Annotated in this window: 13 protein-coding genes; 4 read left to right on the forward strand and 9 right to left on the reverse strand. The window is 72.8% G+C overall.

Annotation, left to right across the window (positions count from 1 at the left end; all coding sequences use genetic code 11):
* Window positions 1-6: 6 nt before the first annotated feature.
* From ACGF3A_RS23440 to ACGF3A_RS23465, 6 genes are all read right to left on the reverse strand, one after another.
* Window positions 7-885, reverse strand: coding sequence for a DUF2510 domain-containing protein (locus tag ACGF3A_RS23440; protein WP_393732646.1), 879 nt, complete (start codon window positions 883-885; stop codon window positions 7-9).
* A 72-nt stretch (window positions 886-957) separates the two neighbouring features.
* A complete protein-coding gene (locus tag ACGF3A_RS23445) occupies window positions 958-1,857 on the reverse strand; it encodes a DUF2510 domain-containing protein (RefSeq protein WP_393732647.1) in 900 nt (299 codons plus the stop codon).
* Window positions 1,858-1,896: 39 nt separating this feature from the next.
* The gene (locus ACGF3A_RS23450) at window positions 1,897-3,189 is read right to left on the reverse strand and encodes a haloacid dehalogenase-like hydrolase (protein WP_393732209.1); all 1,293 of its coding nucleotides are present in this window, start codon (window positions 3,187-3,189) and stop codon (window positions 1,897-1,899) included.
* 351 nt (window positions 3,190-3,540) lie between these two features.
* Window positions 3,541-4,326, reverse strand: coding sequence for a 3-oxoacyl-ACP reductase (locus ACGF3A_RS23455; protein WP_393732210.1), 786 nt, complete (start codon window positions 4,324-4,326; stop codon window positions 3,541-3,543).
* The gene (locus ACGF3A_RS23460; protein ID WP_393732211.1) at window positions 4,323-5,747 is read right to left on the reverse strand and encodes an aldehyde dehydrogenase family protein; all 1,425 of its coding nucleotides are present in this window, start codon (window positions 5,745-5,747) and stop codon (window positions 4,323-4,325) included. The genes ACGF3A_RS23455 and ACGF3A_RS23460 overlap by 4 nt, the downstream gene beginning before the upstream one ends.
* Window positions 5,744-7,111, reverse strand: coding sequence for a glutamine synthetase family protein (locus ACGF3A_RS23465; protein WP_393732212.1), 1,368 nt, complete (start codon window positions 7,109-7,111; stop codon window positions 5,744-5,746). The genes ACGF3A_RS23460 and ACGF3A_RS23465 overlap by 4 nt, the downstream gene beginning before the upstream one ends.
* Window positions 7,112-7,183: 72 nt before the next feature.
* Between ACGF3A_RS23465 and ACGF3A_RS23470 the strand changes: the two genes are divergently transcribed.
* The 3 genes from ACGF3A_RS23470 to ACGF3A_RS23480 all read left to right on the forward strand — a co-directional run bounded on the left by ACGF3A_RS23470 (window position 7,184) and on the right by ACGF3A_RS23480 (window position 10,324).
* Window positions 7,184-7,909, forward strand: coding sequence for a FadR/GntR family transcriptional regulator (locus ACGF3A_RS23470; RefSeq protein ID WP_393732213.1), 726 nt, complete (start codon window positions 7,184-7,186; stop codon window positions 7,907-7,909).
* Window positions 7,910-8,135: 226 nt separating this feature from the next.
* The gene (gene eat, locus ACGF3A_RS23475; protein ID WP_393732214.1) at window positions 8,136-9,554 is read left to right on the forward strand and encodes an ethanolamine permease; all 1,419 of its coding nucleotides are present in this window, start codon (window positions 8,136-8,138) and stop codon (window positions 9,552-9,554) included.
* Between the two features lie 44 nt (window positions 9,555-9,598).
* On the forward strand, window positions 9,599-10,324 hold the full coding sequence (locus ACGF3A_RS23480) for a gamma-glutamyl-gamma-aminobutyrate hydrolase family protein (RefSeq protein ID WP_393732215.1): 726 nt from the start codon (window positions 9,599-9,601) through the stop codon (window positions 10,322-10,324).
* Here ACGF3A_RS23480 and ACGF3A_RS23485 read toward each other — a convergent pair.
* Entirely contained in the window at window positions 10,299-11,228 is a 930-nt protein-coding gene (locus ACGF3A_RS23485; protein ID WP_393732216.1) for a LysR family transcriptional regulator, read from the reverse strand. The two genes, ACGF3A_RS23480 and ACGF3A_RS23485, sit on opposite strands and share 26 nt — an antisense overlap.
* A 70-nt stretch (window positions 11,229-11,298) precedes the next feature.
* Between ACGF3A_RS23485 and ACGF3A_RS23490 the strand changes: the two genes are divergently transcribed.
* On the forward strand, window positions 11,299-12,396 hold the full coding sequence (locus ACGF3A_RS23490; RefSeq protein WP_393732217.1) for a TDT family transporter: 1,098 nt from the start codon (window positions 11,299-11,301) through the stop codon (window positions 12,394-12,396).
* Here ACGF3A_RS23490 and ACGF3A_RS23495 read toward each other — a convergent pair.
* Entirely contained in the window at window positions 12,362-13,090 is a 729-nt protein-coding gene (locus ACGF3A_RS23495) for a helical backbone metal receptor (RefSeq protein WP_393732218.1), read from the reverse strand. The genes ACGF3A_RS23490 and ACGF3A_RS23495 overlap by 35 nt on opposite strands.
* A 410-nt stretch (window positions 13,091-13,500) precedes the next feature.
* Window positions 13,501-15,090 (reverse strand): TROVE domain-containing protein, encoded by a 1,590-nt coding sequence (locus tag ACGF3A_RS23500; RefSeq protein WP_393732219.1) that lies wholly within the window; start codon window positions 15,088-15,090, stop codon window positions 13,501-13,503.
* Window positions 15,091-15,238 lie beyond the last annotated feature (148 nt).

The raw sequence follows: 15,238 nt of genomic DNA on the forward strand, positions 1-15,238 counted from the left end.
GCGTCCTCAGACGTTCTCGCGGGAGCCGTCGTCCTCGGCGGAGCCGCGGCTTATGCCGTCGATCAGTTTGTCCATGTCGCTGAGCGGCGGCGCGTCCTTGTGGATGTCGAAGCCGGAGCGGACGACGAGCATCTTGCCGGAGCCGTCGGGGTGCTCGAAGGCGACGGACTCGACGTACGCGTCGGGCTTGATCTTGTTCTTGATCTTCCAGCGGACCCGGTAGCCGTCCTGCCCGGCGACCTTCACCTTGCCCTTCTTGAGGACCTTGTGCGAGGTGATGCCGCCGTAGGTGTCCGCGTTGTAGGCCGACTTGGCGTTCCGCTCGACGTCGGTCCCGGCGATCTCCTCGGCGGAGCCCTTCTCCTCGGCCTCCATGATGGACGAGCCGCCGCGCAGGCACTTCTCGTGGGCGTCGCCGGGGCACTTGTAGGTGCCGATGGCGACGGAACCGCCGGAACCCTCCCAGCCGTTGAGCACCGGGAGGCGTACGCCGTCGGCGGGCTTCGGCTGGTCCCCCTCCGGGGGCTCGGTGGGCAGTTCGGGCTCCTCGGAGGGCGGCGCCTCGGGGGCCGGCTCCTTCTCCTCCGGGTCCTTGGGCGCCGAGGCCCCGGGCTCCGGCCCGGCCTCGTCCGGGCCGGATTCGTCGTCGTCGGCGCCGAGGAGCAGCACCGCGCCGACCGCGAGGGCCGCGACGAGCACGACGGCGCCCACGAGACCGGCGATGAGCGGTCCCCGTCCGGCACGGCCTGGCGGGGGCGGCGGGACCGGCGGGAATCCGGCGGGGCGCCGGTGCTCGGTCCACGCGTTGCCGTCCCACCAGCGCTCCTGGGGCGGGTGGTCGGGTATCTGCCCGGGGTCGGTGTACCAGCCGGGCGGCGTCGTCATGCTCACCCCACGCACCCTATGGCAACAGGTGTGCGACCCGAAGTGATTCAGGTCGCCTCGGACCGCTCCGCGTCACGCGGTGTCGTAGTCGTCCGGGTGGCCCTTGCGCACGCCGTCGACCAGCGTGTCCATCTCCCCGGGCCGCGGGGCTTCCTCGTGGACGTCGAAGCTGGTGCGGACGAGGAGCGTGCGGCCGGAGCCGTCCGGGTGCTTGAAGGCCACGGACTCGACGTACGCGTCCTGCTGCCGCTTGTTGTCGATCTTCCAGCGGACCCGGTAGCCGTCCTTCCCCGCGACCGTCACCTTGCCCTTCTTGATCACTTGGTGCCCGGTGATGCCGCCGTAGGTGGCCCGTGAGTACGCCACTCTGGCGTGCATCCCGATGTCCGCCTCGGCCGTCCTCCGCACCGCCGTGCCGCCCGGTGAGGTCATGATGACCGAGGAGCCGCGCATGCAGACCTTCCCCTTCGCGCCGGGGCAGTCGTACGGCCTCGTCGTCACGGAGGTGCCGCCCGCGTCCTTCGTCCGCTGCCATCCCTTGAGCTTGGGGAGGTGGACGCCGATCGCGGGGTTCACCTTCGGCGCCCCCGGCGGCGTGGTGGACCCGGGCTCCTTCTCGGACGGTTTCGAGGATTCCGACGGCTTCCCGGACTCCGAGGAGCCGGGCCGGGCCTTCGATTCGTCCTCGGAACCGCCCTTCTCCCCGCCGCCGTCGAGCAGCAGCACGGCGCCGACGGCGAGGGCCACGACCAGCACGACGGCGCCCACGAGGCCCGCGATGAGCGGCCCCCGCCCGGTGCGGCCGGGCGGAGGCGGAGGGGCGGCGGGGGCGGGGGCGGGGGCGGGGGCGGCGGGGAACCCGGCGGCGGGGCGCCGCGCTTCGGTCCACCCGCCGCCGTCCCACCAGCGCTCCTGGGGCGGTTGACCAGGCGTCTGCCCGGGGTCCGGATACCAGCCGGGCGGCGTCGTCATGCTCACCCCACGCACCCTAGGGCAACAGGTGTACGAGGGTCAGGCGTGCGCCGAGTCCCGCTGGTCGGGGATGACCGAGCCGTCGTCACGGCGTACGGGGCCGAGGCTGCCGTCGGGGTTCGTGAAGCCCTCCGTGGCGCACGGGTACGGCTCCGACTTGACCGGAAGCGGCTCGATGAACATGGGGTTCACGGCCCAGCGCCCGTCGGCGTCGTCGTAGCCCCGGCACATGATCTCCGGCTTGTTGCGGTTGAGCACGAGGTGCGTGCCCGTCGCGTCGCCGACGAAGGTCACGTCGGTGTCCGCGTCGCCGCCGCCGACCGCGATACGGCGCGAGGGCTTCTGCTTCTCCCAGGCGTCGTCGCCGTCGACGCCGAAGATCTGCTCATTGATGACGCAGCGCTTGCCGTCCATGTACGGGATCGCCTCGCCCTGGCCGGCGGGCACGTCGCCGCAGCCCTCCATGGCCGTGGTGATCTTCCCGTGCTTGAGCACACTGCGGATCGCGATGGTGTGCTTACGGTCGATGCCGACGCCCGTGGCCCACTCCTCCGCGACCGGCTCCGAGCCCGCGGAGACGATGTAGGTGTCGAACCCGGCCTTCTGCAGGGTGCGGATGAGGTCCTTCTGCTGCGCGTAGTAGCGGCTGTACGCGGGGACCGTGTGCGTGCCGATCTTCTGCTCGCTGCCGACCGGCGCGGCGAGCGCCTCGTCGCGCGCGGCGCGGGCGTACGCGCGCAGCTCGGGGACGGTGTGCCCGGCGAAGAGCTGCGGGACCCAGGCGTACTCGGGGACGGTCCGGCGGTGGTTCCAGTCGCCCTCGAACGCCTCTTCGCCGCCCATCGTCTTCGCCTCGCCGCGGACCTCCAGGATCTCGTCGGCGCAGGCGGCGTTCTTGGAGGTGGGCAGCGGGCTGCCCACGGGCACATCGGTGCCGCACGCCTCGGTGAGGGCCTTGTGCGCGGCGGGGGTGAGCCACTTGCTGGTGGCGGACCAGCTCTTGGGGCGGAGGATCTTGTCGTGCTTGAGGGCCCAGACGATGGTGGCGTCGGTCGAGTCGTTCTTGACGACCGTGTTGTCCCAGTCGAAGGCGGCGACGGGCCGGTGCGTGCGCTTGCCGCCGCGCCGGTCGTCCGAACAGGTGCCGCGCTCGTCGATGGTCCGCTGCAGCTTGGCTCGGTTCTCGCCGAACCACGAGAGCTTCTTGGAGAGCTGGGGGCAGTGGTGGCGGTGCTGGCTCTTGTGCGGCGTCTCGGCTTGCGCCGGGGCCGCCGTGAGTGCGGCGGCCACGGCGGTCAGGGCGACGCCGGTAAGAACAGTTCTGCGATACATGGCTGCAACCTACAATTGCCCTGATCCTCTGTCGCCCCGTACCCGGCGAAGGGGTACACCCCGCGCAAGAGGGTGCCCCTTCAGGGGCGCGGGGCTGTGGTTGATTTGCGGCTCCGCCACGGGGCGCGACCGGTCACGACACCTCGGGGCTTGCCCCTTCTCCTTAAGGGGCGCGGGGAACTGCGCGCCCAGCCCCCACGCGGGCGCGCCCCGCGAACCACAGCCCGGGGCACCCCGTACCCGGCCCTTGTACACGGGGCACCCGGCGCAGGGGGCTGCGCTTGCCAACCCTGCGCCTTGCGCAGACTTCCCAAGCTTCGCAGGGGCGGAGGGAGAAGTGAAAGGTGCGGTCTACAGCGGAGTCACGTACGCACCCGCGATGCCGCCGTCCACCAAGAACTCGGCGGCGTTCACGAACGACGCATCGTCGCTGGCCAGAAACGCTACCGCCGCCGCGATCTCCTCCGGTTCCGCGAACCGTCCCACGGGGACATGGACCAGACGCCGCTGCGCCCGCTCGGGGTCCTTCGCGAACAGCTCTTTCAAGAGGGGAGTGTTGACGGGGCCCGGGCACAGGGCGTTCACGCGGATGCCCTCGCGGGCGAACTGGACGCCCAGCTCGCGGGACATGGCCAGCACGCCGCCCTTGGACGCGGTGTAGCTGATCTGGGAGGTCGCGGCGCCCATCACCGCGACGAACGAGGCGGTGTTGATGATCGACCCCCGCCCCCGCTCCCGCATGTACGGCAGCGCCGCCTTGCAGCACAGGTAGACGGAGGTGAGGTTGACCTCCTGGACGCGCTTCCAGGCGTCGAGCCCGGTCTCCAGGATCGAGTCGTCGTCGGGAGGCGAGATGCCCGCGTTGTTGAAGGCGACGTCGACGGAGCCGTAGGTCTCGTACGCCGTACGGAAGAGCGCCTCGACCTGCTCGGGGTCGGTCACGTCCACCTTGACGTAGAGGCCGCCGGTCTCCTCGGCCGCCGCCTTGCCGCTCTCGTCGTCGATGTCGGCGCAGACGACGTGCGCGCCCTCGGAGGCGAGGCGGCGCGCGGTGGCGAGGCCGATGCCGCTCCCGGCACCGGTGACGACGGCGGTACGTCCGACCAGGCGACGGCACTCGGCGGTGGTGTCGGTCACGGCTGCTCCCCTGCTGTGCTGGCTGCGGTGCTGATGAAGACGTTCTTGGTCTCGGTGAAGGCGGCGATCGCGTCCGGGCCGAGTTCCCGGCCGAGCCCGGACTGTCGGTAGCCCCCGAACGGAGTGGAGTAGCGCACGGCGCTGTGCGAGTTGACGGAGAGGTTCCCCGCCCGTACGGCCTGGGAGACGCGCAGGGCGCGGCCCGTGTCCCGCGTCCAGAGGGAGCCCGCGAGGCCGTACTCGGTGGCGTTGGCGAGCCGCACGGCGTCGGCCTCGTCCTCGAAGGGGATCACGACGGCGACCGGGCCGAAGATCTCCTCCACCGCCGTACGGTCGCCGGGCGCCGCCTCCAGCACGGTCGCCGGATACCAGTACCCGGGGCCCTCGGGGGCGCTGCCCCGGATGAGGGCCGGGGCGTCCTCCGTCACGTACGAGCGGACGCGCTCACGTTGGGACGCCGAGATCAGCGGGCCCATCGCCGTGCTCTCGTCCGACGGGTCGCCGACGGCGAAGGCGCGCACCGCGGGCTCCAGCAGGCTCAGGAACCGGTCGTACACCGACCGCTGGACGAGGATGCGGCTGCGGGCGCAGCAGTCCTGGCCGGTGTTGTCGAGGAACGAGCCGGGGGCCGCTGTGGCGGCCTGCTCCAGGTCGGCGTCGGCGAAGACGATGTTGGGGCTCTTGCCGCCGAGTTCGAGGGTCACCCGCTTCACATGGGCCGCGCACTGGGCCATGATCCGCTTGCCGACGGCGGTGGAGCCGGTGAAGACGACCTTGGCGACGCCCGGGTGTTCGACCAGCGCGTTCCCGGCCACCGGGCCCTCCCCCGGCAGCACCTGGAAGAGGCCCTCGGGCAGCCCGGACTCCAGCGCCAGCTCGGCCAGCCGCAGCGCGGTGAGCGGCGTGGTCTCGGCGGGCTTGAGCAGCACCGCGTTCCCGGCGGCGAGCGCGGGGGCCGTGCCCCAGGCGGCGACCGGCATCGGGAAGTTCCAGGGCGCGATGACGGCGACGACGCCGAGCGGCTCGGCGAAGGTGAGGTTCACGCCGTCCGCGACGGGGATCTGGCTGCCCGTCAGCCGTTCGACGCCGCCCGCGCAGTAGTCGAGCAGGTCGCGGGCGTTGCCCGCCTCCCAGCGGGCGTTGCCGACGGGGTGGCCCGCCTCGCGCACCTCCAGCTGGGCCAGCTCCTCGTTGTGCGCGTCGACGGCGGCCGCGAAGCGGCGCAGCAGCCGGGCGCGGTCGGCGGGGGCGAGCGCGGCCCAGTGCGCCTGCGCGCGGGTGGCGCGCGCGACGGCCGCGTCCACGTCGGCGGGCGAGGCCGCGGCGACGGTGGCGACCAGCTCCTCGGTCGCCGGATTGATGACGTCGAGCTTGCGCTCGTACGCGTCGGAGTGGTGCTCCTGCTGCAACTCGGTCCTCACATGCGCTCGAAGGAGCGGAAGCGCTCCCAGTCGGTCACGGCGGTGTCGAACGCCCGCTGCTCCACGCGGGCCATGTTCCGGTAGTGCGCGACGACCTCGGGGCCGAACGCCTCGCGCGCGACGTCGCTCGCCGCCCACAGCTCCGCCGCTTCCCGCAGCGTGCCGGGAACATGCGCGGCGTCCCCCGTATAGGCGTTCCCGGTGCACGCCTCGGGCAGCTCCAGCTCGTGGTCGACGCCGTACAGACCGGCGGCGATCATCCCGGCGACGGCGAGGTACGGGTTGACGTCGCCGCCCGGCACCCGGTTCTCCATCCGGTGGCCCTGGCCGTGCCCGACGACGCGGTACGAACAGGTCCGGTTGTCCGGGCCCCAGGCGACGGCGGTCGGCGCGAACGAGCCGGGCTGGAAGCGCTTGTACGAGTTGATGTTCGGGGCGTAGAGCAGCGTCAGCTCGCGCAGCGCGGCGAGCTGGCCCGCGAGGAAGTGCCGCATCGTGCGGGACATCCCGTACGGCCCCTCCTCGTCGGCGAGCACCGGGCGCCCGGCCTCGTCGCGCAGCGAGAGGTGGATGTGGCAGGAGTTGCCCTCGCGCTCGTCGTACTTCGCCATGAAGGTGAGGGACTGGCCCTCCTGCGAGGCGATCTCCTTGGCGCCCGTCTTGTAGATGACGTGCTGGTCGCAGGTCGTGAGCGCGTCGGCGTAGCGGAAGGCGATCTCGTGCTGGCCCAGGTTGCACTCGCCCTTGGCGGACTCGACGGTCATCCCGGCGGCGGCCATCTCGTTCCGGATCCGGCGCAGCAGGGGCTCGACGCGTCCGGTGCCGAGGATGGAGTAGTCCACGTTGTACTGGTTGGCGGGGGTCAGCTCACGGTAGGCGCCGTCCCAAGCCTGCTCGTAGGTGTCCTGGAAGACCATGAACTCCAGCTCGGTGCCCGCGTACGCGCTCCAGCCGCGCTCGGCGAGGCGGTCCATCTGGCGCTGCAGGATCTGCCGGGGCGAGGCGACGACGGGCGAGCCGTCGTGCCAGGCGAGGTCGGCGGTGAGCAGCGCGGTGCCCTCGTTCCAGGGGACGCGGCGGAGGGTGGAGGTGTCGCCGTGCAGCGCGAAGTCGCCGTAGCCACGCTCCCAGGACGACATCTCGTAGCCGTCGACCGTGTTGAGATCGACGTCTACCGCGAGCAGGTAGTTGCACCCCTCGCTGCCGTGGTCGAGCACGTCGGACAGGAAGAAGGGGGCGGCGAACCGCTTGCCCGTGAGCCGCCCTTGCATGTCGGTGAAGGCGAGGACGACGGTGTCGATCTCGCCCGCGTCGACGAGTCTCCGCAGCTCGTCGACGGCGAGCGGGGGTGTGCGGTCTGCCACGGGTGGGCCTCCTGTCGCGCTGCCGGGAGCCATAAGGTAGTCACGAAGACCATTGTTCGGGAAGGGGTTCCGATGAACGAACGGCACGACGCCGCGATGGACGGCGGCGACCGGCTGGCCACCGTGCTGCGCCCCGTCCGCGCGGGCAACGGCTTCGAGGAGGCGCTGGAGCAGATACTGCAGATCGTCCGCCTCGGCCTCGTCGCGGAGGGCGAACGGCTGCCCGCCGAGCGCGAGTTGGCCGACCGGCTCGGCATCAGCCGCGTCACCCTGCGCGAGGCGCTGAAGGTCCTCGCGGACCAGGGGCTGGTGGAGAGCAGACGGGGCCGGTACGGCGGCACGTTCGTACGGGAGCGCACCCCGGGGTCGGCGGCGCCCGCGCCGGACATCGACCTGGAGGACACCCTCCTCTTCCGTGAGGTGCTGGAGACGGGCGCGGCCGGGCTGTGCGCGGCACGGGGCCTGACGGACGACGAGGAGGCCCGCCTGCTGAAGGCGCTCGACGCGACGCGGAATTCGGCGTTGCCGGACTATCGGCGGCACGACACGCTCTTCCATCTGACGCTGGCCGAGCTGGCGGGCTCGCCCTCCCTCACCGCCCAGTACGCGGCGGTCCGCGCCTCCCTCAACGACCTCCTGGGCCGCATCCCCCTCCTGGTCCGCAACCTCGAACACGCCCAGCATCAGCATGCGGCGCTCGCCGATGCCGTTCTGGAGGGCGACCCGGACGGGGCTCGCGAGATCATGCGGGAGCACTGCGCGGGGACGGCGGCCCTGCTGCGGGGCTTCTTGGCGTAACCCCTGCGCCTTGCGCAGACCTCCCAAGCTTCGCGGAAGAGCCAGGGGCGCGGGGAACTGCGCGAGCGGCCACGGCGACGGCCGCACTCGGCAGCGGCGGCCCAGGGGCAGCCCGGAATCCGCATCTCGTAACACGAACTTCACGCACAGGGCTTGCGGAGAGGCGGACGGCACCACAAAGGTATGGCCGCACACCAATGGCTGAGGCAGGCAGGAGCGTGGGCCCATGTCCGAGGAGACCCAGGAGTATCTGGAACGGCGCACCCTACGGCGGGGCAACGCGGGCCCGCTCCTGCTCACAGGGCTCGGCGTCGCCTACGTCGTCTCCGGTGACTACTCCGGCTGGAACCCGGGCCTCGCGGAGGGCGGCTTCGGCGGACTGGCCGTCGCCATGGTCCTGATGGGCCTGATGTACACCTGCATGGTCTTCGCGCTCGCGGAGCTCTCCGCGATCCTCCCCACCGCGGGCGGCGGTTACGGCTTCGCGCGCCGCGCCCTCGGCACCTGGGGCGGCTTCCTCACCGGCACGGCGATCCTCATCGAGTACATCCTCGCGCCCGCCGCCATCGTCTGCTTCATCGGCGACTACGTCGAGTCCCTGAACCTCTTCGGCCTGGAGTCGGGCTGGCCCGTCTATCTCGTCTGCTTCGTCATCTTCATCGGCGTCCACCTGTGGGGCGTCGGCGAAGCGCTGCGCTTCTCGCTCGTCATCACCGCCATCGCGGTCGCCGCGCTGCTGGTCTTCGTCTTCGGGGCGTTCACCGACTTCAGCATGGCGAACCTGGACGACATCAAGGCCGATCCGGACGCCGTCGGCTCCAGCTCGTGGCTGCCGTTCGGGCTGCTGGGGATCTGGGCCGCGTTCCCGTTCGGCATGTGGTTCTTCCTGGGCGTGGAGGGCGTGCCGCTGGCCGCCGAGGAGACCCGGGATCCCGCCCGTACGCTGCCGAAGGCCATGGCCTGGTCGATGGGCGTCCTGCTGCTGCTCGCGCTGCTGACGTTCCTCGCGGCGACGGGCGCGCGCGGCTCGTCCGCGATCCAGGACGTCGGCAATCCGCTGGTGGAGGCGCTCCAGCCGAAGGGCGAGCCGACGACGCTCTCCCGCGTCGTCAACTACGCGGGGCTGGCCGGGCTCGTGGCCTCCTTCTTCTCGCTGATCTTCGCGGGCTCGCGGCAGCTCTTCGCGCTGTCGCGCGCCGGGTACCTGCCGCGCTTCCTCTCTCTCACCAGCCGCCGCAAGGCGCCGTACCTCGGTCTGCTACTGCCGGGCGCGCTCGGCTTCGCGCTCGCGGCGGGCAGCGGGGAGGGCGCGAAGATGCTGAACATCGCGGTGTTCGGCGCGACCATCTCGTACGCGCTGATGTCGCTCTCGCACATCGTGCTGCGCAAGCGCGAGCCGCACCTGCCGCGCCCGTACCGTACGCCGGGCGGCGTGGTGACCTCGTCGATCGCCTTCGTGCTGGCGTGCGCGGCGCTGGTCGCGACGTTCCTGGTGGACAAGCAGGCGGCGTTCATCGCGCTGTGCGTGTACGCGGTGGCGGTGGCCTACTTCGCGCTGTACTCCCGGCACCGGCTGGTGGCGGCCGCGCCCGAGGAGGAGTTCGCGGCCCTCGCGGAGGCCGAGGCGGAGCTGGCGCGGGACTGACACTGGAACGACGAGACGACGGACCGAACGACCGGAGACGCCCCATGTCGCCCTCAGCCCCTCTCATCGGCATCAGCACCTATCTCGAACCCGGCGTCGGCTGGGGCGTGTGGCGCAAGCCCGCCGCGCTGCTGCCCACCGGCTACCACGAACTGGTCCAGCGCTCGGGCGGCCAGGCCGTCCTGCTGCCGCCCGACGGGTCACCCGGCGCGGCCGCCGGACTGGTGTCGCGGCTCGACGCGGTGATCACGGCGGGCGGCCCCGATGTCGCGCCCGAGCGGTACGGCGCCGAGCGCGACCCCCGTACGGGGCCCGCGTACCCGGAGCGGGACGCCTGGGAGATCGCGCTGACCGAGGCGGCCCTCGACCGGGGCACGCCGCTGCTCGGGATCTGCCGGGGGATGCAGATCCTCAATGTGGCGCGCGGCGGCACGCTCGTCCAGCACATGGACGGGCACCGGGGCCCCGAGGGCGTGTTCGGGGCGCACCCCGTCGAGCCCGTGCCCGGCACGCTGCTGGGGCGGGTGCTGACGGCACCCGTGGACGTTCCCACGTACCACCACCAGTCCGTCGAGGAGATCGGCGAGGGGCTGGTGCCCTCCGCGTACGCCGAGGACGGCACCGTCGAGGCCCTCGAACTCCCGGACGCGCCCGGCTTCGTGCTCGCCGTGCAGTGGCACCCGGAGGAGGGCGACGACCTGCGGCTGACGGAGGCGCTGGTCGGCGCCGCCGTCAACGCGGCCGTCAGCGCCGCGCGCGGGTCAGCGTGAGCAGCTCCCTGGCGGGGCCGGTGGGCCGCGCGCCCTGCGGCCAGACGGCGCGGAGCGCACGGCTCAGCTCCATCCCCTCGACCGGGACCTCGATGAGCTGACGCGCGGACAGCTCGTCGCCGACGGCGAGTTCGCTGAGCACGGAGGGGCCCGCGCCGCTGACAGCCGCCGCCTTCACGGCGGTGGTCGAGGCGAGTTCGAGCAGGGGCGCCGCGAGTCCGCCGTACGCGTCGAGCGCGGTGTCCAGGACCTGACGCGTGCCGGAGCCCGGCTCGCGCAGGATGAGCCGCGCCGCGGCGAGCTCGGCGGGCGCGAGCGGCGTACGGCGGCGGGCCCAGGGGTGCCCCGGGGCCGCGACGACGAGCAGCCGGTCGTGCGCGATGACCGTGCCGTCGAGCCCGGAGGGGATGCCGGTGCCCTCGACGAAGCCGACGTCGGCGTCCCCGCCGAGGAGCAGCGCGGCGACGGCGGCGGAGTTGCCCGCGCGCAGCGAGACGGCCGTGTCGGGGCGGGCCGTACGGAGCGCGATCAGCCAGCTCGGCAGCAGATACTCGGCGATGGTCATGCTCGCGGCGACCGTCAGCCGCGAGTCGCGCCGGTCGCGCAGCGCGGTGACGCCCGCGTCGAACGCCTCGGCCGCCTCCACGATCCGCCGCGCCCAGTCGGTGACCAGCGTGCCCGCCGGGGTGAGCCGCGAGCCGCGCGGCGAACGCTCCAGCAGCGTCACGCCGAGCTGTGCCTCCATCGAACGGATACGGCCGCTGGCCGCGGGCTGCGAGACGCCCGTCTCGCGCGCGGCCCGCCCGAGGCTGCCCAGCCGCGCGACGGCGAGCAGCAGCTCCAGCGCGCCCAGCTCGGGCACGCGGTGCGCCAGCGCCCCGGGAACATTCCCCTCCTCAGTCATAGGTCCAGCTTATGCCCCCATAGGGACAACCTCCCTGGTGGGGCGCGCGGCGCGGGAGGAGCGTGAGGGCATGACCGTTGACGCGCACACCACAGCTCCCGCCCGGGGCCGCTCCGCCGCCCCTCCCCCAGCCGCCTCCGCGCCGTCCTCCCCGCTCCGCGCCCTCGGTCCCAACTGGTACGCCTCCGTGATGGGCACCGCGATCATCGCCAACGCCGGTGCCGCGCTCTCCGTGCACGTACCCCGTCCCGCGCTGCTCGCCGTCTGGACGCTCTCCGCCGCGATGCTGGCCGTCCTGCTCGTGGCCCGCGCCGCGCACTGGATCCACCACACCGACCAGGCACGCGCCCACCTCCTGGACCCGGCGGTCGCCCCGTTCTACGGCTGTCTGTCGATGGCGCTGCTCGCGGTCGGCGGCGGGGCCCTCGCCCTGGAGGTGCCCGGCGGCGTCGCGCTGGACTGGGTGCTGTGGTCGGCGGGTACGGCCGTGGGGCTCGCGGCGGCCGTGGCCGTGCCGTACCTGATGGTCGCGCGGCACGCGATAGAGCCCGGCACGGCGAGCCCCGTGTGGCTGCTGCCGGTCGTGGCGCCGATGGTGTCGGCGGCGCTCGGCCCGCCCCTCGCCGCGCACCTGCCCGAGGGGCAGCCGCGGCTGACGATGCTGCTGGGCAGCTTCGCGATGTTCGGGCTGAGCCTGCTGGCCACGCTGCTGATCCTGCCGGTCGTCTTCTCCCGCCTGACCCACTACGGCCCGCTGCCGCTCGCCCTCACCCCGACGCTCTTCCTCGTCCTCGGCCCGCTCGGCCAGTCCACGACCGCGCTGGGCAACCTGGCCGACGCCGCGCCCGGCGACTTCGGCTCGCTCGCCGTGCTCTACGGGGTGCCGGTGATCGGCTTCGCGCTGATGTGGCTGGCGCTGGCGGTCGCGATGGTGGTGCGCGCCGCGCGGCGCGGGATGGGCTTCGCGATGACGTGGTGGGCCTTCACCTTCCCCGTCGGCACCTGCGTCACGGGCTCGGCCTCGCTCGCCCGGCACACCGGCCTGGACGCCTTCACCTGGCTCTCGGTCGCGCTCTACGCGGGCCTCGTGGCGGCCTGGGCGGCGGCGTCCGTACGGACGGCGGGCGGGCTCCTCAGCGGAGCGCTGCTCGGAGCGCCGCGCCGATGACCCGCGGGGCCTCGCTCAACGAGGGCCCGTACCAGGTGAGATGACGCCCGCTCACGAGTGCCGCGGGCATGCCGGGGAACGCCTCGGGCCCGTCCCCGGCCGTGAAGGCGTACGGCTCGTCGGGGAGGACGACCAGGTCCGCGCGGCCCGGCTCGTTCAGCTCCTCCACGGGGATCCGGGGATAGCGCTCGGGGTGCGCGGCGTACGCGTTGCGCACCCCGAGGTGCGCGAGCAGTGCCCCCGCGAACGTGTCCCGTCCCAGCACCATCCACGGCCTGCGCCATACGGGCACGACGGCGCGGACGTCGAACTCCGCGCGGGCCTCGTGCCACGTGGTCTCGGCCTCGTCCAGCCAGGGCGGGCGTTCGAGCCCGCATCCCTGGGTCAGCGTGCGGTCCAGCTCCCTGAACCCCTCGTCGAGTGTGCGGATCTCGGTGACGAGTACGCGCAGACCTGCGGCTCTGAGGGCGTCCAGGTCAGGGGTCCGGTTCTCCTCCTCGTTGGCCAGCACGAGATCGGGGGCGAGCCGCACGATCTTCTCGACGTCGGGGTTCTTGGTGCCCCGCACCCGCGCGACGTCCAGCCCCTCGGGGTGACTGCACCAGTCCGTGGCGCCGATCAGTAGCTCGGGCCCTGTCGCGGCCACCGCCTCGGTAAGAGACGGCACGAGAGACACCACGGAACGCACGACCATGCCAGCAACCGTACTTGCCGCTACCCCTACTTCTCCCTCCGCTCCTGCGGAGCTTGGGAAGTCTGCTCCCTCCGCCCCACTGTGCTTGGGAAGTCTGCGCAAGGCGCAGGGTTGGCAAGCGCAGCCCCCCACGCCGGGTGCCCCGCGCAACGGGGCCGGGTTCGGGGTGCCCCGGGCTGTGCTTCGCGGGCCGCGCCCGCGTCGGGGCTGGGCGCGCAGTTCCCCGCGCCCCTTAGGGAACAGGGGCAAGCCCCGAGGTGTCGTGACCCGGCGCGCCCACGCGGCGGAGCCGCAGATCAGACACAGCCCCGCGCCCCTGGAGGGAACAGGGGCAAGCCCCCACGCGGCGGAGCCGCGATGCGTGTGGGCGGGACCGGTGAGTACCCCCGTGGCTCACCGGGCCCGCCCGGTCAGGCGGCGGTGCGGTCCCACGGCCACATCGCCTCGCGGCCGGCGGACAGCAGGCTCACCATTGTGAAGAGCTTGTCCGAGAAGCCGCCGATCTCGTGGCGGTTCGGCTGCGTGCCGTCCAGCGCGGACGGACCGTAGCCGGTGGTGTTGACGCCGAAGACCGGCACCTCGGGCGGGACCGCCTCGGAGACCGAGACGCCGCGGCTCTCACGACCGTCGTAGGCGAAGGCCTGCATGTCCGAGATGAGGACGACGCGCTCGTGCCCGTCGTACGTCTCGCGCAGCGCCCGCACCGTCTCCGTGCCGTGGCCGACCTCGCCGTTGCGGTCGCAGAACCGGTCGATGTCGCGCAGGACCGAGCCGCCCCGCGTCAGCTCGTGCCGGAAGTGGCCGTTGGCGAAGCCGACCAGGTCGACGGCGCAGCCGCGGGCCGCCAGTACGGCGCCGAACAGGGCGCCCACGTCCGCGTGCGTCACCTTCGAGCGGGCCGAGACGCGGCCCTGCATGGAGCCGGACGTGTCGACCAGGACCAGTGTCCGGCCGGGCAGCGCGGGCACGTTGGCCGTCGAGGCCGTGAGCGCCGCGTCCAGGGCGTGGCCCCAGCGCTGCGAGGGCGCCGCGCGGTGCGCGGACAGGAAGCGGTACGGGAACTGCCGCGAGCGCGCGATCTGCGCGGGGTCGCGCAGCCGGTCGAGGACCCGCTGTGCCGCCTCGTCGCTGATCCCGGCCTCGTCGAAGTTCCGCAGGTTGCGGATCTGCGCCATCAGGCCCATCGAGGGCAGCACGGCCTCCCAGGCAGCCGCGTCCATCGGGCCCTGGAGCCAGCCCGCGAGCGCCTCCCAGGTCATGCCCGCGCGGGCGAGGACCTCGGCGGCGTCCGGCTGCGCCGGGACGAGCTGCCGCTCGACCTCGGGCATCGCCATCAGCTCGGCCCGTGCCCGTACGGTCGGCAGCGCCTCCGGCACGGTCTCGTCGCGGCCGTGCCGCCGGTCCAGCGCGTGCCGGAACAGCTCGCCCTGCCACGGCTTCTCCGGGTCGGGCGCGGCGTGGGTCAGCTCCAGGACGTCGGCGAAGCGGAAGCCCTTGCTGTCGGTGTCGTACTTGAGCAGGGCCTTCTCGCCGTAGAGCCGGCGCACCGCGTCGCCCAGGCCGCGCTTGACGGGCTTGGGCAGGGCGCGGCCGAACGTGCCGGTCCAGTACGCCAGGAACTCGCCGGGCTCGTCCGGGCGCTGGCAGGCGGCGTCGACGAGCTGCCGGTTGTCGCCGTGCAGCCCGGCCTCCAGCCGCGCGTGGACGGCCTGCGCCGCGGCGACGAGCGAGGCGGAGCGCATCTGGGCCTCGCCGCGCAGCCACGCGACGAAGCGCGCGGTCCACGCGCCGTCCTCGACGGCGACGGTGCGCACCAGGTTCGCGTAACGGTCGTCGCGGTCGGCGGCCTTCTCGTAGAAGGTGTCCTCGCCGACCATGTTGACGACGGCGAGCATCACGAGGTCGGACTTCGCGTCGCGGACGTAGGCCTTGCCGCCCTCGTGGGTGACGGTCAGTGCGGCGCGGGTGAGCGGCTTCGTGCCGCGGTTGAACTTGCTCATGATTCCCCCGAATTGAGCGTTGCCGAAAAAGAGAATTCCTCGGGGGAAGCGCGGCAGCGGCATTCCGGAGACGCCCGAGATCGAAGGGGGCGGCGGTGTTTTCTGGAAAGGAAGTATCCGCCGCCGACGCACCGGGCGTTCCGGTGTG

Source organism: Streptomyces sp. NPDC048172, assembly GCF_043202595.1.
Classification (GTDB): Bacteria; Actinomycetota; Actinomycetes; order Streptomycetales; family Streptomycetaceae; genus Streptomyces.

Bases quoted from the DNA above. Each gene is read 5' to 3' on its own strand.
- ACGF3A_RS23440 (WP_393732646.1), bottom strand. From the start codon at position 885: ATGACGACGCCGCCCGGCTGGTACACCGACCCCGGGCAGATACCCGAC.
- ACGF3A_RS23445 (WP_393732647.1), bottom strand. From the start codon at position 1,857: ATGACGACGCCGCCCGGCTGGTATCCGGACCCCGGGCAGACGCCTGGT.
- ACGF3A_RS23450 (WP_393732209.1), bottom strand. From the start codon at position 3,189: ATGTATCGCAGAACTGTTCTTACCGGCGTCGCCCTGACCGCCGTGGCC.
- ACGF3A_RS23470 (WP_393732213.1), top strand. From the start codon at position 7,184: ATGAACGAACGGCACGACGCCGCGATGGACGGCGGCGACCGGCTGGCC.
- eat (WP_393732214.1), top strand. From the start codon at position 8,136: ATGTCCGAGGAGACCCAGGAGTATCTGGAACGGCGCACCCTACGGCGG.
- ACGF3A_RS23480 (WP_393732215.1), top strand. From the start codon at position 9,599: ATGTCGCCCTCAGCCCCTCTCATCGGCATCAGCACCTATCTCGAACCC.
- ACGF3A_RS23485 (WP_393732216.1), bottom strand. From the start codon at position 11,228: ATGACTGAGGAGGGGAATGTTCCCGGGGCGCTGGCGCACCGCGTGCCC.
- ACGF3A_RS23490 (WP_393732217.1), top strand. From the start codon at position 11,299: ATGACCGTTGACGCGCACACCACAGCTCCCGCCCGGGGCCGCTCCGCC.
- ACGF3A_RS23495 (WP_393732218.1), bottom strand. From the start codon at position 13,090: ATGGTCGTGCGTTCCGTGGTGTCTCTCGTGCCGTCTCTTACCGAGGCG.
- ACGF3A_RS23500 (WP_393732219.1), bottom strand. From the start codon at position 15,090: ATGAGCAAGTTCAACCGCGGCACGAAGCCGCTCACCCGCGCCGCACTG.